This is a genomic window from Halomonas sp. MCCC 1A11062 (genome assembly GCF_021404355.1).
In the GTDB taxonomy this organism is placed as follows: domain Bacteria; phylum Pseudomonadota; class Gammaproteobacteria; order Pseudomonadales; family Halomonadaceae; genus Halomonas; species Halomonas aerodenitrificans.
In genome coordinates this window covers 42,212-64,103 of the sequence record NZ_JABFTW010000003.1, presented here as the reverse complement: position 1 = coordinate 64,103, position 21,892 = coordinate 42,212, and the positions used below count along the sequence as shown (strand labels likewise).

At 65.9% G+C, this 21,892-nt stretch carries 22 protein-coding genes; 16 read left to right on the top strand and 6 right to left on the bottom strand.

The genetic code is table 11. The features are described 5' to 3' along the window. Nucleotide 1: 1 nt before the first annotated feature. Nucleotides 2–1,015: an alpha/beta fold hydrolase gene (locus HOP58_RS04475; protein WP_234259686.1), complete on the bottom strand. Its 1,014-nt coding sequence runs from the start codon at nucleotides 1,013–1,015 to the stop codon at nucleotides 2–4. 6 nt (nucleotides 1,016–1,021) lie between these two features. Continuing rightward, the gene (locus HOP58_RS04470) at nucleotides 1,022–1,330 is read right to left on the bottom strand and encodes a winged helix-turn-helix domain-containing protein (protein ID WP_234259685.1); all 309 of its coding nucleotides are present in this window, start codon (nucleotides 1,328–1,330) and stop codon (nucleotides 1,022–1,024) included. Nucleotides 1,331–1,651: 321 nt separating this feature from the next. Between HOP58_RS04470 and HOP58_RS04465 the strand changes: the two genes are divergently transcribed. Continuing rightward, on the top strand, nucleotides 1,652–1,912 hold the full coding sequence (locus HOP58_RS04465; protein WP_234259684.1) for a hypothetical protein: 261 nt from the start codon (nucleotides 1,652–1,654) through the stop codon (nucleotides 1,910–1,912). Nucleotides 1,913–1,923: 11 nt separating this feature from the next. Here HOP58_RS04465 and HOP58_RS04460 read toward each other — a convergent pair whose 3' ends face one another. Further along, entirely contained in the window at nucleotides 1,924–2,394 is a 471-nt protein-coding gene (locus HOP58_RS04460) for a DciA family protein (protein ID WP_035590897.1), read from the bottom strand. Between the two features lie 60 nt (nucleotides 2,395–2,454). Between HOP58_RS04460 and HOP58_RS04455 the strand changes: the two genes are divergently transcribed. From HOP58_RS04455 to HOP58_RS04440, 4 genes are all read left to right on the top strand, one after another. Further along, a complete protein-coding gene (locus HOP58_RS04455) occupies nucleotides 2,455–2,850 on the top strand; it encodes a hypothetical protein (protein WP_010627930.1) in 396 nt (131 codons plus the stop codon). A 62-nt stretch (nucleotides 2,851–2,912) separates the two neighbouring features. Beyond that, nucleotides 2,913–5,651: a preprotein translocase subunit SecA gene (gene secA, locus HOP58_RS04450; protein ID WP_234259683.1), complete on the top strand. Its 2,739-nt coding sequence runs from the start codon at nucleotides 2,913–2,915 to the stop codon at nucleotides 5,649–5,651. Between the two features lie 64 nt (nucleotides 5,652–5,715). Next, the gene (argJ, locus tag HOP58_RS04445) at nucleotides 5,716–6,945 is read left to right on the top strand and encodes a bifunctional glutamate N-acetyltransferase/amino-acid acetyltransferase ArgJ (RefSeq protein WP_234259682.1); all 1,230 of its coding nucleotides are present in this window, start codon (nucleotides 5,716–5,718) and stop codon (nucleotides 6,943–6,945) included. A 79-nt stretch (nucleotides 6,946–7,024) separates the two neighbouring features. Next, nucleotides 7,025–7,984, top strand: a complete 960-nt coding sequence (locus HOP58_RS04440; RefSeq protein ID WP_234254150.1) for a Nudix family hydrolase — start codon at nucleotides 7,025–7,027, stop codon at nucleotides 7,982–7,984. Between the two features lie 178 nt (nucleotides 7,985–8,162). Here the strand turns inward: HOP58_RS04440 and HOP58_RS04435 are convergent, their stop codons facing one another. Both HOP58_RS04435 and HOP58_RS04430 read right to left on the bottom strand, forming a co-directional pair. Next, nucleotides 8,163–9,065, bottom strand: coding sequence for a carbon-nitrogen hydrolase (locus HOP58_RS04435; RefSeq protein WP_234259681.1), 903 nt, complete (start codon nucleotides 9,063–9,065; stop codon nucleotides 8,163–8,165). Further along, nucleotides 9,062–10,123 (bottom strand): agmatine deiminase family protein, encoded by a 1,062-nt coding sequence (locus HOP58_RS04430; RefSeq protein ID WP_234259680.1) that lies wholly within the window; start codon nucleotides 10,121–10,123, stop codon nucleotides 9,062–9,064. Before HOP58_RS04430 ends, HOP58_RS04435 begins: the two co-directional genes overlap by 4 nt. A gap of 309 nt (nucleotides 10,124–10,432) precedes the next feature. Here HOP58_RS04430 and HOP58_RS04425 point away from each other — a divergent pair, with 309 nt between their 5' ends. Both HOP58_RS04425 and HOP58_RS04420 read left to right on the top strand, forming a co-directional pair. Continuing rightward, a complete protein-coding gene (locus HOP58_RS04425; RefSeq protein ID WP_086508384.1) occupies nucleotides 10,433–11,674 on the top strand; it encodes a lipoprotein-releasing ABC transporter permease subunit in 1,242 nt (413 codons plus the stop codon). Beyond that, the gene (locus tag HOP58_RS04420; RefSeq protein WP_010627937.1) at nucleotides 11,667–12,401 is read left to right on the top strand and encodes an ATP-binding cassette domain-containing protein; all 735 of its coding nucleotides are present in this window, start codon (nucleotides 11,667–11,669) and stop codon (nucleotides 12,399–12,401) included. The genes HOP58_RS04425 and HOP58_RS04420 overlap by 8 nt, the downstream gene beginning before the upstream one ends. Before the next feature lie 50 nt (nucleotides 12,402–12,451). On the opposite strand, the gene HOP58_RS04415 is transcribed toward HOP58_RS04420, so the two are convergent. Continuing rightward, nucleotides 12,452–12,991 (bottom strand): DUF2062 domain-containing protein, encoded by a 540-nt coding sequence (locus HOP58_RS04415; protein ID WP_010627938.1) that lies wholly within the window; start codon nucleotides 12,989–12,991, stop codon nucleotides 12,452–12,454. Between the two features lie 140 nt (nucleotides 12,992–13,131). Between HOP58_RS04415 and HOP58_RS04410 the strand changes: the two genes are divergently transcribed. Genes HOP58_RS04410 through murB form a run of 9 tightly spaced genes read left to right on the top strand, consistent with a single transcriptional unit; the run spans nucleotide 13,132 to nucleotide 21,823 of the window. Further along, on the top strand, nucleotides 13,132–15,411 hold the full coding sequence (locus HOP58_RS04410) for a DNA internalization-related competence protein ComEC/Rec2 (RefSeq protein WP_234259679.1): 2,280 nt from the start codon (nucleotides 13,132–13,134) through the stop codon (nucleotides 15,409–15,411). A gap of 33 nt (nucleotides 15,412–15,444) precedes the next feature. Then, nucleotides 15,445–16,113 carry a MotA/TolQ/ExbB proton channel family protein gene (locus HOP58_RS04405; protein WP_010627940.1) on the top strand — a complete coding sequence of 223 codons (669 nt, stop codon included), beginning with the start codon at nucleotides 15,445–15,447 and terminating at the stop codon, nucleotides 16,111–16,113. Continuing rightward, complete coding sequence (locus HOP58_RS04400; RefSeq protein WP_010627941.1) at nucleotides 16,110–16,538, top strand: biopolymer transporter ExbD; 429 nt, start codon at nucleotides 16,110–16,112, stop codon at nucleotides 16,536–16,538. The genes HOP58_RS04405 and HOP58_RS04400 overlap by 4 nt, the downstream gene beginning before the upstream one ends. Continuing rightward, entirely contained in the window at nucleotides 16,535–18,292 is a 1,758-nt protein-coding gene (gene msbA / locus HOP58_RS04395; protein ID WP_234259678.1) for a lipid A export permease/ATP-binding protein MsbA, read from the top strand. Before HOP58_RS04400 ends, msbA begins: the two co-directional genes overlap by 4 nt. After that, complete coding sequence (gene lpxK, locus HOP58_RS04390; protein WP_010627943.1) at nucleotides 18,289–19,293, top strand: tetraacyldisaccharide 4'-kinase; 1,005 nt, start codon at nucleotides 18,289–18,291, stop codon at nucleotides 19,291–19,293. The genes msbA and lpxK overlap by 4 nt, the downstream gene beginning before the upstream one ends. Nucleotides 19,294–19,346: 53 nt before the next feature. Beyond that, a complete protein-coding gene (locus HOP58_RS04385; RefSeq protein WP_010627944.1) occupies nucleotides 19,347–19,556 on the top strand; it encodes a Trm112 family protein in 210 nt (69 codons plus the stop codon). Next, nucleotides 19,556–20,329 (top strand): 3-deoxy-manno-octulosonate cytidylyltransferase, encoded by a 774-nt coding sequence (kdsB, locus tag HOP58_RS04380; protein ID WP_193365783.1) that lies wholly within the window; start codon nucleotides 19,556–19,558, stop codon nucleotides 20,327–20,329. Before HOP58_RS04385 ends, kdsB begins: the two co-directional genes overlap by 1 nt. A 10-nt stretch (nucleotides 20,330–20,339) precedes the next feature. Further along, entirely contained in the window at nucleotides 20,340–20,819 is a 480-nt protein-coding gene (locus HOP58_RS04375; protein ID WP_234259677.1) for a low molecular weight protein-tyrosine-phosphatase, read from the top strand. Further along, a complete protein-coding gene (gene murB, locus HOP58_RS04370; RefSeq protein WP_234259676.1) occupies nucleotides 20,816–21,823 on the top strand; it encodes a UDP-N-acetylmuramate dehydrogenase in 1,008 nt (335 codons plus the stop codon). Before HOP58_RS04375 ends, murB begins: the two co-directional genes overlap by 4 nt. Nucleotides 21,824–21,892: the final 69 nt, after the last annotated feature.

Here is a 21,892-nt window from a genome sequence, read left to right as displayed (position 1 = left end):
ACTATCGATCGCACAGCGTGGCCAGCGGTATCTCGCGTGCCACCTCGAGCCCCGAGGGCAGCTCGGCGGAGGGGTCATGAAGCCAGGCTGCGATATCTCGCTCGGTGCGCTGGCGCTGGCTGTAACGGGTGAGCATATGGTAGCCGCCGGGATAGAACGCCAGGCGTATCGCCTCATCCTGCGGCAAGCGCTCCAGCAGGGCGCAGTAGGCTTCGGTAGGAATAACCTGATCCTCGTCGCCGTAGAGGATCAGAGCCGGTGAGGGCAGCTTGCTCGACGCTTCGAGAGCCAGCCCCATGGTATTGGTCAGGCCTGCCAGGGTGTCGACTCGTGCGCTGCGCAGAATCAGGGGGTCGCCGGCGAGCTGGCGCTTGATCTCGTCGTCGTCGGTGGGCTCGATGCCCAGGCGCCGGGTGGTGCGGATCGAGAAAGTGGTTTGGGGCATCAGACGCACGCCGAGCCAGAGCCCGGCGCGCTGGTACCAGGGCATGGTTTCCGTACCCCAAACGGCGGGGGCGATCAGTACGCTGCCGTCCACGGGCGGCGGTGTATCGGCGGTCATGGCAAGCAACGTGATTGCGGCCCCCATGCTCTTGCCGATCACATAGAGCGGGGTTTCGGGATGGCGCTCACGTAGCAGCTTCGTCAGCATGATGACGTCGTCGCGCAGGCGCTCGTGACCGGCCCAAATGCGGCGCTGATCGGTAGTGCCGAAGCCACGCTGGTCGTGGGCATAGACCTCGATGCCGTGCGGGGCCAGAGCCTGGGCCATGACGTCGAAGCTGCCGGCGTGATCGTTGAAACCGTGTACTGCCAGCACGACCACCTCGGTTTCGTCCTCGGCCGGCCAGTGGCGCAGCGGCAAGCGGTAGCCGTCGTCGGCAGTCACCTGGTAGGAGGTCAATTGGGGCACGCTGGCGGCCGGTCCCGGTGTTTGCAGTACCGGCCCGGCGCAGCCGGCCAGCAGGGCGATCAGAGCCAGCAATCCACCGATATTCCAGCCGTGCCTGTTCATGTCGGCTCAGGCCCGTGACATTTCGGGATAGCTCAGGGTGTTACGCAGCCGCTCGGCGTTGTTCCTCACCCACGCTGGGTCGATAGGTCCCCAGTCGACGATTTCGTAGCCACCGCTATTGTGACGTTCGCCCGGTGTCGGCCGGAATTCGCAGCGGATGTCCAGCTCCTCCAGGGCCTTGAGGGTGTCTTGGGCGGTGCGGCGGGGCATGCCGGTGGCACTGACGATGGCCGGTATGCTGCTGATGCCGCACTCGATCAAGTGGGCCAGGTACAGGCGGCGATAGAAGCTGGATTGGGTCTTGCTGAGGGTCATGGTTACCTGCGGATGAAGAGGTGGGTCTGGCAATATCTACTCGCCCCTAGGCTTTGTACGAAAACTGTCTGCGCTCGGCCATGCAGCGTTAAAAATCGGCTCAAAATACTCATTTACACCCCGTAAACTCCGTTTTTTCGCCAATTTTTGCCTTGCCTGACCTTCGCTCGCCGACTTTTCGTACATAGCCTAGCATAGCGCCGGGACACGAGATTCCACCAGCCGGCTGCGGGATGTCATCCTCTGCTTCATCTCCTACATTGAAAGGCATGAAATGCTCTCGCCGCAGCTTGGAGCGGCGTATAACCAGGGAGGAAAGTGATGACAGTCCAACAGGTAAGCGAAGCGGAGCTGCTGGCCCAGGTGGGGCGCTGTATGTTCGGTGAACGAGTGGTAGTCGAGCGCGAGGGCAAACGTTTTTCAGCGCGCATTCAGCATGTGGGCGCCACCGGAGTCAAGGTGGTGCCTGAGACCACGCTGATGGAGCACGATGGGGCACCAGGTGACATCAACGGCGTTACCGTCGCCTATGCCGACATCCAGGAGGTCGAAGTCGACGGCATTACCTATCGATTGTCATGAAGAAGCTGTCGCTAGGGCGACTCGTCACCGTGCTTGGCATGGGAGGCGAGTCGCTCGAGGGCTCGCTTGAGGCGCGGGTCCTCCACGTCGGCAGCGCAGGCGGAGATCTCGTCGGCAGCCGGGGCGGGCAGCTGCCTGACCTGGCGAGGCGGTACCTTGAGCGGCCTTACGGGGCGTACCTTGAGACTGAAGCCCGTGACGGCGGCAAACTCCGGCAAGCGGTGCAGCAGCTCGAGCAGGCGTGCTTGCTCGTAGCGCAGCCAGGTCAGCCATACGGCGCGGTCGGTCAGTAGCGTGAGCTTGCCGTCGCGATAGCCGCCGACGAAGACGTGCTCGCGCACCTCTTCCGGCAAGTTTTCACGTAGGTGCTGCTGGGCCTTGCCGATTAGGCGTGCCGTGCGCATCAGCGGTGCCAACTCGCCGTTACCACCGAGCAGGCGCGACATGGGCTGTGCTCGTGAGCGCTTAACCTTTATACTCATGTGCTTGTTTCTCATCGTACCAACACGGCAAGCCTAGCACGCTCGGAGATCAGCGACAGCATGACCGCCGCCCAGCCACAGGATCGTAGCGTCGCCAGCCTATCGGCTGCGACGACACGCTGTCGACAGCGTTCGCGCTGGTGGCTTGCCGGCCTGCTGGTCAGCTGTCTGTTGCCGGCCGGCTTGACCCAGGCGGAAACCCTGCGCCTGGCCGAGCGGGTCGTGCAGACCTGCATTCTCGCACCGACGCTGATGCGCGCCCGCTGCCGCTATGTGGCGCGTCGGCGTGCGCTGCCGCACTGGCCGCGGCGCCGGCCGGTGGTGCAGGTCAGGAAGGCCGTCGCACCACCAAGGGCGCTGCCGCAGCGCCGCTGGGCGGCCGACCACGACGTGCTCACGCGGCGTGGCCCACCTCTTGCGTATCGCATTCACCAAGCCAACTCTTCCTGCCGCTGACCGCAGTCCCTCGATGGGTGCTCGGGTCATCGGCTGAACGCGACACGCAGATTGGACATTCCATGATCAATACTCTTTTACGCAAGGTCGTCGGCTCCAAGAACGACCGTGAAGTCAAGCGCATGCAGCGCCAGGTCCAGCAGGTCAACGCCCTGGAGCCGCAGTACGAAGCCCTCGACGATGCCGCGCTCCAGGCGCGTACCGAGGAGTTCCGCGCCCGCCTGGCCAACGGCGAGAGCCTCGACACCCTGCTGCCTGAAGCCTTCGCCACCGTACGCGAGGCCAGTAAGCGGGTGATGAACATGCGTCACTTCGACGTGCAGATGGTCGGCGGCATGACCCTGCACCGCGGCCGCATCGCCGAGATGAAGACCGGCGAGGGCAAGACGCTGGTGGCCACCCTGGCGGTCTATCTCAACGCCCTGCCGGGCGAGGGCGTGCACGTGGTGACCGTCAACGACTACCTGGCGCGTCGCGACGCCGAGTGGATGCGCCCGCTGTACGAATTCCTGGGCCTCTCGGTGGGGATCATCTTCGCCGGGCAGACCTCCGAGGAGAAGCGCGCCGCCTACGCCTGCGACATCACCTACGGCACCAACAACGAGTACGGCTTCGATTACCTGCGCGACAACATGGCCTTCTCGCTGGAGGACAAGGTCCAGCGCGGGCTGAGCTTCGCCATCATCGACGAGGTCGACTCCATCCTCATCGATGAGGCGCGTACGCCGCTGATCATCTCCGGCGCCGTGGACGAGAACACCGAGCTCTACAAGGTGGTCGACCGCCTGGCGGCCCAGTTGGAGAGGGGCGAGGTCTCCGAAGATGCCGACGCCCCCATCGAAGGCGACTTCGTGCTCGAGGAGAAGCAGAAGCAGGTCGAGATCACCGAGGCGGGGCACAACAAGGTGGAAGAGCTGATGCGCGCCGAGGGGCTGCTGGGCGCCGACGATTCGCTCTACGCCGCCCAGAACCTCAACCTGCTGCATCACATGCATTCGGCGCTGCGTGCGCGCCATCTCTATCACCGTGACGTCGACTACATCGTCGCCAACAACCAGGTGGTGATCGTCGACGAGCACACCGGCCGTACCATGCCCGGTCGCCGCTGGTCCGAGGGTCTGCATCAGGCGGTGGAGGCCAAGGAAGGGGTGCCGGTGCAGCGCGAGAGCCAGACCCTGGCCTCGACCACCTTCCAGAACTACTTCCGCCTTTACGACAAACTGGCCGGCATGACCGGTACCGCCGATACCGAGGCCTTCGAGTTCCGCCAGATCTACGGCCTGGACGTCATCGTGATCCCGACCAACCGCCCGCTGGTGCGTCGCGATCTCAACGATCTCGTCTACCTCACGGGTGAAGAGAAGTACGAGGCGATCATCAACGACGTCAAGGCCGAGACCGAGGCCGGGCGCCCGGTGCTGGTGGGTACCGCCTCCATCGAGACCTCCGAGTACCTCGCCGGGCTGATGAAACAGGCCGGACTCAACTTCAACGTGCTCAACGCCAAGCAGCACCAGAGCGAAGCCGAGATCATCGCCCAGGCGGGGCGTCCGGGTGCCATTACCATCGCCACCAACATGGCCGGTCGCGGTACTGATATCGTGCTGGGCGGTAACTGGGAGGCCGAGGCAGCCAAGCTCGAGAATCCCAGCGAGGAGCAGATCGCGCAGCTGCGCGAGGAGTGGCGGGTGCGCCACCAGGCGGTGCTGGAGGCCGGCGGCCTGCACGTGATCGGCTCCGAGCGTCACGAGTCGCGGCGTATCGACAACCAGCTGCGCGGCCGTGCCGGCCGTCAGGGCGACCCAGGTTCGACGCGCTTCTTCCTCTCCATGGAAGACAGCCTGATGCGTCTGTTCGGCTCCGACCGCGTACAGCGCATGATGAAGGCGCTGGGGCTGGAGCGCGGCGAGGCCATCGAGCACAAGATGGTCACCAACGCCGTGGAGCGGGCCCAGAAGAAGGTCGAGAGCCGCAACTTCGACATCCGCAAGCAGTTGCTCGAGTACGACGACGTGGCCAACGATCAGCGCCGCGTGATCTACGAGCAGCGCAACGAGATCCTGGCCGCCGAGGATGTCTCTCAGAACGTGCTGGGCATCCGTGACGAAGTGCTGGATCTGGCCGTCAGCGAGTTCGTGCCGCCCCAGAGCCTGCCGGAGCAGTGGGACCTGGCCGGGCTCCAGGAGCATCTCAAGACCGAGTTCAACCTGGAGGCACCGGTGGTGGAGTGGTCCGCAGCCGACGAACGCTTCCACGAGGAGCAACTGCGCGAGCGTCTGCACGAGATGCACCGCAAGGCCTATCAGGAGAAGGTCGAGATCGCCGGCGAGGAACTCATCCGTCGTTTCGAGAAGCAGATCATGCTGCAGGTGCTCGACACGCGCTGGAAGGAGCACTTGCAGTCGATGGATCACCTGCGTCGCGGTATTCATCTGCGCGGCTATGCTCAGAAGAATCCCAAGCAGGAGTACAAGCGCGAGTCGTTCGAGCTGTTCCAGACCCTGCTGACCAACATCAAGGCCGACATTACCCGTATCACCAGCCACGTGCAGGTGCGCCGGCCGGAAGAAGTCGACGAACTCGAGCGTCAGCGGCGTGAGGCGCTGGAGCGGGAGAAGGCCGCCGCTGCCAGCCGCCACGATGCCCCCGAACTCGACGGCGAGGAGCAGGCGGGCGCCGCGACCGCTCCGGCGGGCGATGGACGTCCGGTACGCCGCGAGGGGCCCAAAGTGGGGCGTAACGACCCCTGTCCCTGTGGCTCGGGCAAGAAGTACAAGCAGTGCTGCGGCCAGTTGAGCTGATTGCGGAGCCCGCGCGCGCAGCGTATGCCGTAACTGCTCCAACCAACTGAGGAGTCACCATTTCATGGCAGTGGGTGAGACACGTTTTCCGGCCATGCCGGTCATTGAAGGGCTGCGCCTGGGTACCGCCATGGCTGGTATCAAGAAGCCTGGGCGGCGTGACCTGGTGGTGATCGAGATTCCCGAGGGCGCCAAGGTGGCGGGCAGTTTCACCCTCAATGCCTTCTGTGCCGCCCCGGTAACGGTAGCCAAGCAGCACCTGGCCGAGTGCCAGGCCCGCGGCGAGGGGGCACGTCTGCTGGTAATCAATACCGGCAATGCCAATGCCGGTACCGGCGAGACCGGCTTGCGCGATGCCAGGACGACCTGCGCCGAGCTCGCCCGGCTCGCCGGGGTGCCGGCCGAGAGCGTGCTGCCGTTCTCCACCGGGGTGATCGGCGAGCCGCTGCCCATGGAGCGGTTGCTGGTCGGCTTGCCCCAGGCGCTGGAGTCGCTGAGTTGCGACGGTGTGGCCTGGCAGCAGGCCGGCGAAGGTATCCTGACCACCGATACCCGGGCCAAGGGCGCCAGCGTGACCCTGGAGATGGGCGAGCGCACGGTCACCATCAACGGCATCAGCAAGGGCTCGGGCATGATCAAGCCCAACATGGCGACCATGCTGGCCTTCGTGGCGACCGATGCGAACATCGAGCAGCCCCTGCTCGATACGCTGCTGCGCGAGACGGTGGACCGCTCGTTCAACTGCATCAGCGTGGATGGCGATACCTCCACCAACGATGCCTGCATGCTGATCGCCACAGGGCGCGGCGCCGCGGTGGCCAGCGACGAACAGGTAGCGATCTTCCGCAACGGCCTGCAGCGGGTCATGACCGAGTTGGCACAGGCCATCGTCCGCGATGGCGAGGGCGCGACCAAGTTCGTCACCCTGCAGGTGCAGGAGGCGGCTACGCGTGAAGAGGCGCTGGACGTGGCCTTCACCGTGGCGCACTCGCCGCTGGTGAAGACGGCGCTGTTCGCCTCGGACGCCAACTGGGGGCGTATCCTGGCGGCAGTGGGGCGGGCGCCGCTGCACGATTTCGACGTCGGCCGGGTGACCATCGACCTCGGCGACGTGCGCCTGGTGGAGCAGGGCGGGCGTGCCGCCGGCTACACCGAGGAGGACGGCAGCCGGGTGATGGGCGAAGAGGAAATCGTGATTCGCATTGCGTTGGGGCGGGGCGATGAGGGGGCCACCGTGTGGACCACCGACCTGTCTCACGACTACGTCAGTATCAACGCCGACTATCGCAGCTAGACCAGTCTGTGGCGAGGCAAGAACGATACCCGCGCCGAACGTTCGGTGCGGGACAAGCGGGTAGGAGTCAATGAACGTAATGGTGAAGAGAAGGGTGCACGTGGCGGCTGCCGCCATCATCAGCAGCGATGGTGAGAAGGCGCTCATCGCTCGTCGCCCCTCCAACGTCGATCACGGCGGGTTGTGGGAATTCCCGGGGGGCAAGCTGGCGCCTTACGAGACCGGCCTGGAGGGGCTCAAGCGCGAGCTCCACGAGGAGCTCGGGGTGGAGATCAAGCGTGCCCAGCCGCTGATTCGCATCCACCACGAGTATCCGGACAAGCACATCCTGCTCGACGTCTGGCAGGTGCACGAGTTCAGCGGTGAGCCTTTCGGCCGTGAAGGTCAGGCGATACGCTGGGTGCCGCTCGATGAGCTGGTCAACTATCCGTTCCCGGCGGCCAACCTGCCGATTCTGCAGGCGGTGATGCTGCCCACCGAGTACCTGATCACCGCCGAGGAGGCCGATGAGACGCTCTTCGATGCCTGTCTCGAGCGTGCCTTGGTGGAGGATGGCGTACGGTTGGTGCAACTGCGCGCCAAGACGCTGGACGAAGCGGCTTATCTGGCCCGCGCCGAGCGTGCCCTGGCGCTGTGCCGTCGCCACGGCGCTCGCCTGCTGCTCAATGCCGATCCGGCTCTGCTGGATAGGGTGGAAGCCGACGGCGTGCATCTCACCAGCGAGCGGCTGATGACCCTCGAGCGTCGTCCCATCGCCGAGGACAAGTGGCTGGCGGCCTCTACCCATGATCGCAAGCAGCTCGGCCAGGCGGCTCGTATCGGCTGCGACTTCGTCACGCTTTCGCCGCTGCGTACCACGCCGTCGCACCCTGAGGTGGCGCCGATGGGCTGGCACGACTTCCAGCAGATGGTGGAGCGTGCCGCCATGCCGGTATTCGCTCTGGGCGGGATGACCCGCTTCGATGCCAACCACGCCCGCGCCGTGGGTGCCCAGGGCATCGCCTCGATCCGCGACTTCTGGAAAGCGCCGGACGCCTGAACCCGGCGGTAAACGAAAAACCCACCGCATGCTTTGGCAGCGGTGGGTTTTTCTTTATCAGTCGTACCTGATAAGCCTCTGTGGCCTTTACTCGCGGCTGATCTGGGGGCAAGCAACACACCTCCTCTCCGGCTTACCCCCAGAGCCGCTTATGCTGGTACGTGGCTCACGGCTCCCTTCAATCCCGGTAGCGCCGAGTCAGGTCGCCATAGGCGTCGATGCGGCGGTCGCGCAGGTAGGGCCAGATGCGCCGCACGTCCTCTCCGCGGCTCATGTCGAGCGTGACCAGCATACGCTCGGCCTTGGTGCCGGCATGGGCCAGCAGCTCGCCCTGAGGGCCGGCGACGAAGCTGCCGCCCCAGAAGTCGATGCCTTCGCCCACGCCGGAGTGGTCCGGTTCGTGGCCGACGCGGTTGGCGACCACCACCGGCAAACCGTTGGCCACCGCGTGGCTACGCTGGATCAGCGTCCAGGCCTCCTTCTGGCGTGCCTTCTCGCCGTCGTCGTCGGAGGGGCTCCAGCCGATCGCGGTGGGGTAGAGCAGCACTTCCGCCCCGGCCAGGGCCATCAGGCGCGCTGCCTCCGGGTACCACTGATCCCAGCATACCAGCAAGCCCAGGCGGCCCACCGAGGTGTCGATGGGCTGGAAGCCCTGCTTGCGGCTGTCGTCCTGATCGCCCGGGGCGAAGTAGAACTTCTCGTAGAAGCCCGGATCGTCGGGGATATGCATCTTGCGGTACACGCCGACTCGACCGCGGTCGCCGTCGTAGACCACGGCGGTGTTGTGGTAGAGGCCCGGGGCGCGACGCTCGAACAGCGAGCCCACCAGCACGATGCCGAGCTCTGCCGCCAGTGCTGCCAGGCGCTGGCCGGTGGGACCGTCCAGCGGCTCGGCCAGGTCGAACAGTTCGGTGGCCTCGTACTGGCAGAAATAGTGTGTGGCATGCAGCTCCTGCAGCAGCACCAGCTCGGCGCCAGCGGCAGCCAGCTCGCGCACGCCGGCCTCGCTCTCGGCCAGGCTCTTGCTCTTGTCGGGCCAGGCGGGTTGCTGGACCAGGCCGACCTTGAGGGTGCGGGTCATGATGTCTCTCCTTGCTGAGTTGCGACGTTCAGGCTGCCCCGGGGGAGCTGCATGGTCAGGCAATGCAGGCTGCCGTGCTGGCGGATCACGCTCAGGCAGTCGATCGGCACGATGTCGCGGTCGGGGAAGGCGGAGGCCAGGGCGACGAGCGCCCGGCTGTCGGCGGCGTCACCATAGACAGGCACCAGTACCGCGGAGTTCACGATCAGGAAGTTGGCGTAGGTGGCCGGTAGCCGGTGGCCGTCCACCGGGTCGAAGCAGGGGCGCGGCCACGGCAGCGGCACCAGGCGATAGGGCTCGCCATCGCTGCGGCGCAGCGCCTGAAGCTCGGCTTCCATGGCGGCCAGGGCCGGGTAGTGCGGATCGGACTCGTCGTCGCAGCGGACGTAGGCGATGGTGGCCGGGTCGCAGAAACGCGCCAGGGTGTCCACGTGGCTGTCGGTGTCGTCGCCTTCCAGGTGGCCATGCGCCAGCCACAGCACGCGCTCGACGCCGAAATCTGCCATGAGCAGGGCTTCCACCGCCTCGCGGTCGAGCTGCGGATTGCGGTTGGGGTTGAGCAGGCAGGCCTCGGTGGTGAGCAGGGTGCCTTCGCCGTCGGTTTCGATGGCACCGCCTTCGAGCACCACATCACGGCTTTCCACCGAGCAGGCGTAAGCGCCGAGCTCGGCCAGTTTCCTGGTCAATTGATTGTCGCGTCCGGCCTCGAACTTGCCGCCCCAGCCGGTGAAGACGTAGTCGAGCAATACCGTGCTGCCGTCGCGCTCGATGGCGATGGGGCCGTGGTCCCGCGCCCAGGTGTCGTCGGCCTCGGCCACCGCAAGGTGCAGGCGCGTGGCGTCGACCCCCAGATGGGCGAAGCGCTGGGTCAGGTGAGCGCGGGTGGCGGCATCGGGTACCGCGATCAACACGTGCTGATAGCGCGTGATGGCGACCACCATGGCTTCCATGGTGGCCTCGATGCGCTCGAGCAGGGGCGCCCAGTCGCTGGTCGGAGTGGGCCAGGTGAGCTGAACGGCATCCTGGGGGTGCCATTCGGGGAGCAGGCGATTGGCCATGAACGAAGCCTCTTGAGTCGCGTCTTAGGGAAGCGCTGCACAAATGCCTACGCGAGCGAATCACTGCGTTGCGCGGTGCGCGGAATCCTCACATATACCCCATATGCTCCGGTTCTTGTGCTCCGTGCGCCTTGTGCTTCATCTCGCTCGTCGATTTGTTCAGTGCTTCCTTAGAACGGGGCCGGATAGCGAGTCGGCGCAATGTAGGCTGGCACCGCCAATGATGCAAGCTTCGGGGAATGATTGCGCAGCCGATGCAGCGCGGCGCAAAAAACCGTACCATGGCCACCTCTGACAAGGAACGCGATGATGCTCGACCGCCTGCCACTGCTGATCGGGTTGCGATATGTGCGCGCCAAGCGCCGCAACCACTTCATATCCTTCATTTCCCTTACCTCCATGCTGGGCCTGATGCTGGGCGTGGCGGTATTGATCCTGGTGCTCTCGGTGATGAACGGCTTCGATCACGAGCTGCGCACCCGTATTCTCGGCATGGTGCCGCACACCAAGATCGAGTCGCGCAGCGGTCTGGTCGAGTGGGAAGCCATGGCCGAACGGCTGATGCAGCGTGAGCGGGTGATCGGTGCCGCACCCTACGTGCAGCAGCAGGGCATGTTCTCCGTGGGCGGGCGCAACGAGGGGGCGATGGTCAACGGTATCCATCCCGAGTGGGAGGATCGCGTCTCGATCATCGGTCGCCACATGCAGCGCGGCAGCCTCGACGACCTGCAGCCGGGTGAGTGGAACATCGTGCTGGGCTCGCTGCTGGCGCGACACCTCGGTGTCGGCGTGGGCGACCGGGTCACGCTGCTGGTACCGGAGGCCTCGATCACCCCGGCCGGGGTCTTCCCCCGCCTCAAGCGCTTCACCGTGAGCGGCATCTTCAGTGTGGGTGCCGATCTCGACGCCAACCTGGCCTATGCCAACATCGAGGACATGCAGACCCTGGCACGTCTCGGCGACGCCGTGGGCGGGTTGCGTCTGGAATTGGACGACCTGTTCGTCGCCGCCAGCGAGACCCGTGCCATCATCAATGAGCTGGGCACCGGCTACCGCGGCATCGACTGGACCTTCTCCCACGGAAACCTGTTCCAGGCCATCCAGATGGAGAAGCGCATGATCGCGCTGCTGCTGACGGTGATCATCGCAGTGGCCGCCTTCAACATCGTCTCGACCCTGGTCATGGTGGTGACCGACAAGCACGCGGACATTGCCATCCTGCGTACCATCGGCGCCACGCCACGCTCGATCATGGGGATCTTCGTGGTGCAGGGCATGGCCATCGGCGTGATCGGCATCGCCATCGGCGTGGCGCTCGGGATCCTGCTGGCATTGACCATCAGCGACCTGATCGGCTGGGTGGAGTCGGCGCTCGGCATCCAGTTCCTCGATGCCGGGGTCTACTTCATCAGCGATCTACCGTCACGCCTGCACTGGGACGACGTACGCAATATCGTGGCCGCCGCCTTCGGCTTGACCTTCCTGTCCACGCTCTATCCGGCATGGCGCGCGTCGCGCGTGCAACCCGCGGAGGTACTGCGCTATGAGTGATTCAGCCATCGTGAACAAAGACGAACTGATCCAGCGCACGGCCAGCGGCAAGGTGATGCTGGCCTGCCGCGACCTGACCCGGATCTACCACGAGGGGCCGCAGGACGTCACCGTGCTCGACTCCCTGTCGCTGGAAGTGCGCGCAGGGGAGCGTGTCGCCGTGGTGGGTAGCTCCGGCTCGGGCAAGACCACGTTGCTCAACCTGTTGGGTGGGCTCGACCGTCCCACCCGCGGCGAGGTGGCCATTGCCGGTGAGTCGCTGCTGGACCTGGGCGAAGCGGCGCTGGGCAAGTTCCGCAATCGCCACATCGGTTTCGTCTACCAGTTCCACCATCTGCTGGCCGAGTTCACTGCCCTGGAAAACGCCGCGCTGCCGCTGATCGTGCGGGGTATGCGCAAGAAGGCGGCCGAGGCACAGGCCCGTGAGCTGCTGGTCAAGGTTGGCATCGAGCACCGTGCCGATCACAAGCCGGGCGAGCTCTCCGGGGGCGAACGTCAGCGGGTGGCCATTGCCCGGGCGCTGGTCACCGACCCAAGCCTGGTGTTGATGGACGAGCCCACCGGCAACCTGGATCAGGCCACGGCGGCCAGCATCCTGGCGTTGATGGACGAGCTGGCGCGGACCACCGAATGCGCTTTCGTCGTGGTGACCCACGATACGTCGCTTGCTGCCCATCAGGACCGCGTCATGAAGCTCGACGGCGGGCGTCTGACCGAGCAGCACTGAGCGCTACCGATTCTGCCGGCAGTCCTTTCGAGCCCCCGTTCAACGGGGGCTCAGTCCTCCATTTCCATACGCCGCAGGCGGCGACGCATGGCACGCTGCTTCCAACTGCGCGAGATGTGCCAGCGCCACACCAGGCGCACCAGCAGGTTACCCAGAATCGCGAACACGATGGCCGATACCACCGAGCCGAGCGCCAGGGCCGGCAGGATGTCGGCCATGCGTGAGGCGATCCAGTGGGTCGACAGGCGGGCAGGGGCTTCGCGCACGGGGGTATCCATCAGCCAGGCGCCGATACGGTAGTTGCCGTAGAAGATCAGCGGCATGGTCAGGGGATTGGTGATCCAGACCAGGCCGACCGAGAGAGGCAGATTGCAGCGCAGCACCCAGGCGCCGAAGGCGGCCACCACCATCTGGAAGGGGATCGGCAGCATGGCGCTGAACAGCCCGACCGAGAAGGCATTGGCCACGGTACGGCGCGACAGCACCCAAAGCCCGGGGTCGCCGATCATGCGGCTCATGAAGCGCAGCGAGCGCTGGCGCCTGAGCGTGTCGGGGTTGGGCATGTAGCGCTGCAGGAATCGGCGCGGCATGTCGGGTTGGCTCGCTGCTTCGGGACCCGGGTATTATCCATGGATGGGGCGTGGCCCGCCATGCTGGGCGCAACAATAAGATGATGCCGGGCGATGAGCCGGGTCAGGGATCGGGGGAGACAAGGAGCGTGCGAATTGGCATGGCGATGCCGCTGGCGCTGGCGGCACTGGTGGGGGTCGGTCTGGGAAACCGGGCGCCGCCCGGGCTGTTCGAGGCCTGGGCGTTGTGCCTGCTGTGGCTGGCGGGGCGTGGACACTGGCGCACCGTGATGCTGGGCGGGCTCGTTGCCGTCACGGCCAGTCAGATTCTGCTGGCCAGGGGCGCCGTGCTGCCGGATGGATTGCTGCGTGAAGACCTGCTGGTGGAAGGGCGCATCGAGGCGGTGGAGGATGAAGGTCGACTCAGCCGTTTGATGGTGCGTGTCGACGCCTGCCGCCCGTTGGACCCCGCCCGGCTGCCTTGCGATGCGCTGAAGCGGATACGACTCAGCTTTTATGGAGCGCCGGAACTACACGCCGGGGAGCGTTGGGCGCTGACGGTGCGCCTGAGGCCGCCGGCCGGTTTCGCCAATCCCGGCACCTTCGATTACGGCGCCTGGCTATGGCGTGAGGGCATTCAGGCGACCGGCTATGTGCGCAGCGAGCCTGCCGCTCAGCGTTTGAGGCCGGCACCTGCCTCGCTGCGAGCGCGCGCGCTCGACCATCTCGACGCCCAGGATCTGTCGCCTCAGGCCCGCCGCTGGCTGGCCGCGCTGACGCTGGGAGCCGGCGAGCGGCTCGAGCGTGACGATTGGGATCTGCTCAATGCCAGTGGCACGACCCACCTGGTGGTCATCTCCGGTCTGCATGTGGGATTGGTGGCCGCTTTCGTGCTGCTGGTCGGACGTGGTGTGGCGCGCGTGGTGACGCCCCGCCTTTGGCGCATGGCGGTGTGGCCGTGGTGGCTGGCCGGGGCGGCGGCGGTTGGCTATGCCTGGCTGGCGGGCCTGCAGCCCCCTGCCATGCGCGCCATGATCATGACTCTGCTTGGACTGTGGGTGGCCAGTGGGCGTCATGCGCCGGGGCCCTGGCAGGCCTGGTGGCTGGCATTGGGTGTGATCGTCATGCTGGACCCATTGTCGGTGTGGCGACCGGGGCTGTGGCTCTCCTTCGTTGCCGTGGCGCTGCTGATCCTGATCTGGCAAGGCCGACCGCGATTGCGCGGAATTCGCGGCTGGAGCTGGGCACTGGTACGCACGCAGATGCTCTTGGCGCCGTTGATGGCGGCTGCCGTGCTGATGGCCTTCGCGCGCCTGGCGCCGGCGGCTCCGCTGATCAATCTGGTGGCGGTGCCACTGGTCAGTACGGTGCTGGTGCCGCTGGGACTGTTGGGCTGGCTGCTCGCTCCGGTGCCGCTGCTCGCTACACTGTGCTGGCGTCTTTTCGAATTCACCACGCAAGTGCTGGTGCATGTACTCGAACTGTCGGTGGCGGTGCTTCCACTGTGGTGGCCGCTGGCGGAGTTCGTCTGGCCGCTGGCGCTGATGCTTGGACTGGTGGCACTGCTGTGGGCACTTCCGGGGTTGGCTAACGCGCTGCGTCTGGGGGCGACGCTACTGCTGGTGCCGGCCATGCTGGGGCTCGAGGCGTCAGGGCCCGAGCCCGGCACGCTGCGGGTGAGGGTGCAGGATGTCGGCCAGGGCCAATTGGTCGAACTGCGCAGCGCCAATTACCGTCTGCTGTATGATACCGGGCCGCGCTTCGCTTCGGGCTTCGCACCGCTGAGCGCGCTATGGCCGGCGGGGCAGCGTTTCGACGAGGTAATGGTCAGTCATGACGACCTCGACCATGCCGGTGGCGTTACGGTACTGGCCGAGCAGCATACGGTGGGACGCTTTCTGGCGCCGCCCGGCGAATCGATAGGCGTGCCTTTCGACAGCTGCCTGCGCGGGCAGGCGTGGCAGAGAGACGGCGTCTCCTATCGCGTGCTGTGGCCGCCCGAAGAGACCGCCGAGCTGTCGAGCAACGACCGCTCCTGCGTGCTCGAGGTGACGGCCGGCGAGGACCGTCTGTTGATCACCGGCGATGTGGGCCGCGACGTCGAGCGTCGCTTCCTGCTCGATGTCACGCTTCCGGTCACCCTGCTGGTGGCGGGGCATCATGGCAGTCGCACCAGCTCGGGGCCGCAGTTGGTACAGATGCTCGAACCCGACCACGTCGTCTACAGTGCCGGGCGTCGCAATGCCTTCGGTCACCCCCACGATGAGGTGGTGCGCCGCTTTCGTCGCGCCGGCAGCTGTCAGTGGAGCACGGCACTGGATGGGGCCGTGACCTTCTGGTTGGGCCAACAGCAGGCAGCATCGCCCATCGCCGCCCGTCCATCGCCCTGGCGCCGTGGCGGTGTCGAAGGCAAGTGCCATGCGGTAGAATCGCGCCAATGATCGCGACGCTGGTTGCGTGAAGAGGGGATAACCATGGACATGATGGATGCGCTCATCGCCGGCGGCTGGTTGATGATTCCCCTGCTGGGGTGCTCGCTGCTGGCGACGGTGATCATCATCGAGCGGCTGTGGACACTGCGGGCCAAGCGCATCGCGCCCTATGGCCTGGGCCAGGAGGTCTGCTCGCTGGTGGCACGCGGGCAGGTCAACCTGTACTGGCTGGAAGGCCACTCCCCCCTGGGTGGCGTGCTGGCCGCCGGGCTGCGCAATGCCCGGCTGGGCCACGAGCAGGTCAGGGCGCGGCTGCAGGAAGCGGCAACGGCCGTGATCCATGACATGGAGCGCTTTCTCAGCCCACTGGGTACCATTGCCGCCATCACGCCGCTGATCGGGCTGCTGGGCACCGTGGTGGGCATGATCGAGGTCTTTGCCGTGATCGTCTCTGCCGACGGCGTGGGGCGTACCGCCGAGCTTGCCGGCGGCATCTCGCGGGCCCTGGTAACCACGGCCGCCGGGCTCACCGTGGCGATCCCGGCGCTGATGTTCCACCGCTACTTCCAGCGCCGGGTCGAGGAGATCACCGTACGCATGGAGGAGCAGGCCAGCCAGGTGGTCGAGTTTCTCGCTCACTATCGCGGCGAGATCGGCTTCAACGAGCAGCGTGAAGGCGAGCGCCCTGGCGCGGAGGCTCGGCCCTCGTGAAGTTCGCTCGCAGGCGCCATGATCCGGTGGAGGTCAACCTCACGCCGCTCATCGACGTGGTCTTCCTGCTGCTGATCTTCTTCATGGTGTCGACCACCTTCGAGACGCGTCAGGCCCTCGAACTCACCCTGCCGGAAAGCGTTTCCGGGGTGGATCTCGAGGTATCGCCGGTCACCCTGGTGGTGACCGAACAGGGGCGCTATCGTCTGGGCGAGCGAGAGCTCGACGCTGCTGAACTGAGCCGGGCGCTGGCTGACGAGGCCGAGCAGGCCAGGCAGCATGGGCTGGTGGTCGAAGCCGACGCCAGAGCGGTACATGCCGATGTGGTGCGCGCCCTGGATCAGGCCGGCGTGCACGGCATTCGCCAGGTGCGCATCGCCACGCGCGAAACACAGGCAACATCCACGCAAGCGGAGACACCGTGAATCAAGACCGGACCCAACACTCGGGCTGGGCCCTCTACAAGCAGCTGCTGGCTTATGTGAAGCCTCACTGGATCTCCTTTTCCCTGGCGATCGTCGGCTATGCCATCTATGCGGCCTCCAGCACGGCCCTGGCCGAGATGATGAAGCGCCTGATCGACGGCATCCAGAACCCGGATGCCGCCTTTCGCCTGTTCCTGCCGCTGTTCGTGGTGCTGATGTTCGCCGCCAGGGGGCTGGGCACCTTCCTCGGCACCTACTTCATGAGCAACGTGGCACGCAACGTGGTCCATGCGCTGCGCTGCAACGTGTTCAACCACATGCTGCACCTGCCCGGTCGCTTCTTCGATTCGCACTCCAGCGGTCATCTGATCTCGCGGGTTACCTACCATGTCGAGCAGGTCACCGGGGCGGCGACCAACGCCATCACCATACTGCTGCGCGAGGGGCTGTTCGTGGTGGGTCTGCTGTCCTACCTGCTCTGGACCAACTGGATGCTGACCCTGCTGTTCGTGGCGGTGACCCCGCTGATCGGCGGTGTGGTGAGCTATGCCAGCAAGCGCTTTCGGCGTATCTCTCTGCGCATTCAGGACTCCATGGGTGACGTGACCCATGTCGCTTCCGAGGCGCTGACGGGGTACCGGGTGGTGCGTACCCATGGTGCCGAAGCGTACGAGAAGGAGCGCTTTGCCCGGGCCAGCGACTACAACCGTCAGCAGAAGATGAAGGAAGCCCTGACCAAGGCCATCAGCACGCCGGTGATCCAGCTGCTGATTGCCGTGTCGCTGGCCGTGCTGGTATGGCTGGCCATGTCGCCGGCGCTGCTGGCCGACATGACGCCTGGCGAGTTCGTTGCCTTCATCACCGCCGCCTCGCTGATGGCCAAGCCGGTGCGTCAGTTAACTGAGATCAACAGCGAGATCCAGAAGGGCATTGCCGCCGCCAGCGAGCTGTTCGGCCTGATGCAGGTGCCGCTCGAGCCCGATGAGGGCTCTCGCGAGCCCGAGCGCTTGCGGGGCCGGGTCGAACTGCGTGGGGTCCACTTCCGCTATGGCGACGATCAGCCCGACGTGCTCAAGGGCATCGATGTGGTGATCGAACCTGGCGAGATGGTCGCGATCGTCGGACGCTCGGGCAGTGGCAAGTCGACGTTGGCCGGGCTGCTGCCGCGCTTCTACCGTCCTACCGCCGGGGAAGTGCTGATCGATGACGTGCCCATCGATGAGTATCGCCTGGCACCGCTGCGCCGACAGATCGCCCTGGTGTCGCAGCAGGTCACGCTGTTCAACGCCAGCGTGGCCGACAATATCGCCTACGGCATGCCGGAAGCGGATCGGCGCGCCATCGAGAGCGCCGCGAAGGCGGCCTATGCTCATGAGTTCATCGAGCGCCTGCCCGGTGGTTACGACACTATCGTCGGTGACAACGGCGTCATGCTCTCCGGCGGCCAGCGCCAACGGCTCGCCATCGCCCGGGCGATCTTCAAGGATTCTCCGCTGCTGGTGCTCGACGAAGCGACATCGGCGCTGGACACCGAGTCGGAGCGTTACATCCAGCAGGCGCTGGAGGTGGTGTGTCGTGGCCGTACTACCCTGGTGATTGCACACCGGCTCTCCACCATCGAGCGGGCCGACCGCATTCTGGTGATGGAGCAGGGACGGATCGTCGAGCAGGGCAGTCACGCCGAACTGCTGGCACGCGAAGGCGCCTATGCGGCGTTGCATCGATTACAGTTCCAGGAAACCACGGTGTCATGAGCCTGGGGGAGCGCTGGTTACAGGCCGCCTATCAGGGCAGTGCCTGGCTCAGGCTGCTCAAGCCGCTCGAGGCACTGTATCGCCTGGTGGTGGCGCGGCGTGCCGACGCCTACCGCGACGGCCGGCGTGACGTGTGGCGTGCCGAGGTGCCGGTGATCGTGGTGGGTAACGTGACCCTGGGTGGCACCGGCAAGTCTCCTCTGGTGGCCTGGCTGGCGCGCCATCTCAGCGAACGGGGCTGGCGACCGGGGATCGTCTCGCGGGGATATGGAGGCAAGGCGGCGCGTGAAACGGATCATCCGCTGCGTGTCACGCTGCAAACCCCCATCGAGCAGAGTGGAGACGAGCCGCGCATGCTGGCGCGCCAGACCGGCGTGCCGGTGGTGGTAGACCCCGACCGGCCGCGTGGGGCCAAGGCCCTGTGCGAGCTGGGCTGCGATATCCTGCTCAGCGATGACGGCCTGCAGCACTTGGCGCTGGGACGCGATATCGAGCTGGTGGTCGTCGACGGCCGTCGCGGCTTCGGCAACGGACACTGTCTTCCGGCCGGCCCGCTGCGCGAGCCACTGTCGCGCCTGGACGAGGTGGATGCGGTGCTGATCAACGGCGAGCCGGCCTTCACCCCACCTCAGGGCGCCTGGATTTTCCGCCTGGTGCCGGCGCGCTGGCGTTCGCTGAGCGATGGCGTGGCAAGGCCCCTGACACCGCTGCCTTTCGGCGGGCCGGTTCACGGCGTGGCGGGTATCGGCAATCCACAGCGCTTCTTCGCCACGCTGGAGGCGCTGGGCGTACGGGCCGTGCCACATGCCTTTCCCGATCACCATCGGTTCACGGCCCAGGATCTGACCTTCGGCGACGGCCTGCCGGTGGTGATGACGGCCAAGGATGCCGAGAAGTGCGACTTGCTGGCGCTCGGGGAGGTCTGGGTGCTGGAGGTCGAAGCCGAACCTTCGCTGGACTTCGTGGCCTGGCTGGACAGACGCCTTGCAAGCCTGCGATAACCGAATGGCCAGGTGAGCGAGAGCATGATACTCGTGGATATAGAGGTGAAACGATGGACAAGGAACTGCTGGCCATGTTGGTCTGCCCGCTGTGCAAGGGCAAGCTAAAGTACGACCGCGAGGCTCAGGAATTGGTATGCCTTTACGATGGCCTGGCCTATCCGATACGTGACGGTATCCCGGTGATGCTGCCTGAAGAAGCGCGGCAACTGGACGTGGACGAGAAGCTGCCGGCTTCGCCCGGACGCACCGGGGAAGCATGATGGCGCAGGATCGAACCTTCATTGCGGTGGTTCCGGCGCGCTTCGGCTCATCGCGCCTGCCGGGCAAGCCGCTGCTTGATATTGGCGGCGAGCCCATGGTGGCCCATGTCTGGCGACGGGCCTCGGCGAGTTCCGCCAGTCGAGTCGTCGTCGCCACCGACGATGATCGCATCCGCGACGCCCTGACCCCGCTGGGTGCCGAGGTGGTCATGACCCGCGCCGACCATCCGTCCGGTACCGACCGGCTGGCCGAGGTCGCTGAGCTGCTGGCGCTCGATGACGATGCCGTGCTGGTCAACGTACAGGGAGATGAGCCGCTGATTCCGCCGCGGCTGATCGATCAGGTGGCCATGCGCCTGCACGACGATGCCGAGGCATCCATCGCCACCCTCGCCGAATCCATCGCCGACGTCGAGTCGCTGTTCAATCCCAACGTGGTCAAGGTGGTACGCTCGCTTTCCGGGCGGGCGCTCTATTTTTCCCGCGCCCCCATTCCTTGGGATCGCGAGGCCTTTGCCGCGCGCCCCGAATGGCTCGAAACCGATGCGTGGCTGCGCCATATCGGCATCTATGCCTATCGCGCCGGCTTCCTCGCGGCCTATCGCGACTGGACCCCTTCGGCACTCGAACGGCTGGAGCAACTGGAGCAGCTGCGCGCGCTGCACTACGGGCATGTCATCCAGGTGGCGCTGGCCGCCGAGCCCAATCCACCCGGCGTCGACACGCCCGAAGATCTGGAGCGCGTCAGGGCACTGCTGAGCGCGAACCGATAAGGAGTAGAGCATGCGCGTTCTTTTCGTCTGCCTCGGCAACATCTGTCGCTCGCCCACCGCCGAGGGCGTGTTCCGGCGCGAGTTGGAGAAGGCGGGGTTGGCACATCGGGTGGAAGTCGACTCCTGCGGCATTGCCCACTGGCACGTGGGCAAGGGGCCCGACCCGCGCACTATGGCGGCGGCGCGCCAGCGTGGCGTCGACCTGAGCGAACTGCGTGCGCGCCAGCTGGCAGCCGAGGACTTCTCGCGCTTCGATTACCTGCTGGCGATGGACCACGACAACCTGGCGGCCATCCGTGCGCAGTGCCCGGAGGGGTGTGGCGCCCATATCGGCCTGTTTCTCGACTTCGCCGGTCACGTCGACCGCCCGGTGCCCGATCCCTACTACGGCGGTGAGCAGGGCTTCGAAGAGGTGCTGGACCTGGTCGAAGCCGCCTCGCGCGGCCTGCTCGAGGAGATCGCCCGTCGGCTCGAAGGGCACCGGGTTTGAACGATATCGTCCGTCACGATCATGATCTGACGCGGAGCAACACGCTGGGCTTGCCATGCCGGGCCGAGCGTTTTGCCGCTCCGGAAACGGTGGGTCAGCTGCGCCGGCTGCTGCAACGGGCTGCCGCACAGAGCTGGCCTGTTACCTTGCTTGGCGGTGGCAGCAACCTGATCCTGCCGCAGCGTCTGAGTGGCCTGGTGGTCAGGCCGGCGCTGAATCATTGGTGGCTGGAGCGGCAGGGCAGCGCAGTGAAGCTACATGTCGGTGCCGGCGTCGAGTGGCATCCGCTGGTCATGACATTGGCGGCGCGTGGCCTGTGGGGCACGGAAAACCTGGCCCTGATACCCGGCCACTGCGGCGCCGCACCGATCCAGAACATCGGTGCCTACGGGGTCGAGCTGTGCGAGCTGGTCGAGGCGGTGCAGGTCGTGTTCATGGAAGATGGGCGAAGCGCCGTGCTTACGGTGGAGGAGTGCGCCTTCGGCTACCGAGACAGCATCTTCAAGGGCGAGCTCGAGGGCAGGGTGGTCATTACCGGCATGACGCTTCGGCTTGACCGTGAGGCCGCGCCTCGCCTGACCTACGGCGATCTGGCCCAGCGGGCAGGTCCTGGGCCGACTCCGCTCGAGGTGGCCGAGGCGGTATGCGCCATTCGCCGCGAGAAACTTCCCGATCCGGCTGAGCTGGGCAATGCCGGCAGCTTCTTCAAGAATCCCATCGTGGAGCGGGAGGTAGCCGAGCTCTTGCTGGCGACATGGCCCGACATGCCGCGCTTCGAGCTGGCCGGTGGGCAGGTGAAGCTGGCTGCCGGCTGGCTGATCGACCGCTGCGGCCTCAAGGGGTGGCGCAGCGGGCACTTCGGCGTGCACGAACGTCAGGCCCTGGTGCTGGTGCACTTCGGTGGCGGCAATGCCGAAGAGCTGCTGGCCTTCGCCGACGCGGTGGCCGAGCGGGTTCGAGAGCGTTTTGGCGTGGTACTGGAGCGGGAGCCCCGGCTGGCCTGAGCCTTGTTCTGAATCCTGTCCGGCCTAAACCCTGCTCGTACCGAGAGCTGACCAACGAAAATGGCCCGC

Bases quoted from the DNA above. Each gene is read 5' to 3' on its own strand.
- HOP58_RS04475 (WP_234259686.1), bottom strand. From the start codon at position 1,015: ATGAACAGGCACGGCTGGAATATCGGTGGATTGCTGGCTCTGATCGCC.
- HOP58_RS04470 (WP_234259685.1), bottom strand. From the start codon at position 1,330: ATGACCCTCAGCAAGACCCAATCCAGCTTCTATCGCCGCCTGTACCTG.
- HOP58_RS04465 (WP_234259684.1), top strand. From the start codon at position 1,652: ATGACAGTCCAACAGGTAAGCGAAGCGGAGCTGCTGGCCCAGGTGGGG.
- HOP58_RS04460 (WP_035590897.1), bottom strand. From the start codon at position 2,394: ATGAGTATAAAGGTTAAGCGCTCACGAGCACAGCCCATGTCGCGCCTG.
- HOP58_RS04455 (WP_010627930.1), top strand. From the start codon at position 2,455: ATGACCGCCGCCCAGCCACAGGATCGTAGCGTCGCCAGCCTATCGGCT.
- secA (WP_234259683.1), top strand. From the start codon at position 2,913: ATGATCAATACTCTTTTACGCAAGGTCGTCGGCTCCAAGAACGACCGT.
- argJ (WP_234259682.1), top strand. From the start codon at position 5,716: ATGGCAGTGGGTGAGACACGTTTTCCGGCCATGCCGGTCATTGAAGGG.
- HOP58_RS04440 (WP_234254150.1), top strand. From the start codon at position 7,025: ATGGTGAAGAGAAGGGTGCACGTGGCGGCTGCCGCCATCATCAGCAGC.
- HOP58_RS04435 (WP_234259681.1), bottom strand. From the start codon at position 9,065: ATGACCCGCACCCTCAAGGTCGGCCTGGTCCAGCAACCCGCCTGGCCC.
- HOP58_RS04430 (WP_234259680.1), bottom strand. From the start codon at position 10,123: ATGGCCAATCGCCTGCTCCCCGAATGGCACCCCCAGGATGCCGTTCAG.
- HOP58_RS04425 (WP_086508384.1), top strand. From the start codon at position 10,433: ATGCTCGACCGCCTGCCACTGCTGATCGGGTTGCGATATGTGCGCGCC.
- HOP58_RS04420 (WP_010627937.1), top strand. From the start codon at position 11,667: ATGAGTGATTCAGCCATCGTGAACAAAGACGAACTGATCCAGCGCACG.
- HOP58_RS04415 (WP_010627938.1), bottom strand. From the start codon at position 12,991: ATGCCGCGCCGATTCCTGCAGCGCTACATGCCCAACCCCGACACGCTC.
- HOP58_RS04410 (WP_234259679.1), top strand. From the start codon at position 13,132: ATGGCGATGCCGCTGGCGCTGGCGGCACTGGTGGGGGTCGGTCTGGGA.
- HOP58_RS04405 (WP_010627940.1), top strand. From the start codon at position 15,445: ATGGACATGATGGATGCGCTCATCGCCGGCGGCTGGTTGATGATTCCC.
- lpxK (WP_010627943.1), top strand. From the start codon at position 18,289: ATGAGCCTGGGGGAGCGCTGGTTACAGGCCGCCTATCAGGGCAGTGCC.
- HOP58_RS04385 (WP_010627944.1), top strand. From the start codon at position 19,347: ATGGACAAGGAACTGCTGGCCATGTTGGTCTGCCCGCTGTGCAAGGGC.
- kdsB (WP_193365783.1), top strand. From the start codon at position 19,556: ATGGCGCAGGATCGAACCTTCATTGCGGTGGTTCCGGCGCGCTTCGGC.
- HOP58_RS04375 (WP_234259677.1), top strand. From the start codon at position 20,340: ATGCGCGTTCTTTTCGTCTGCCTCGGCAACATCTGTCGCTCGCCCACC.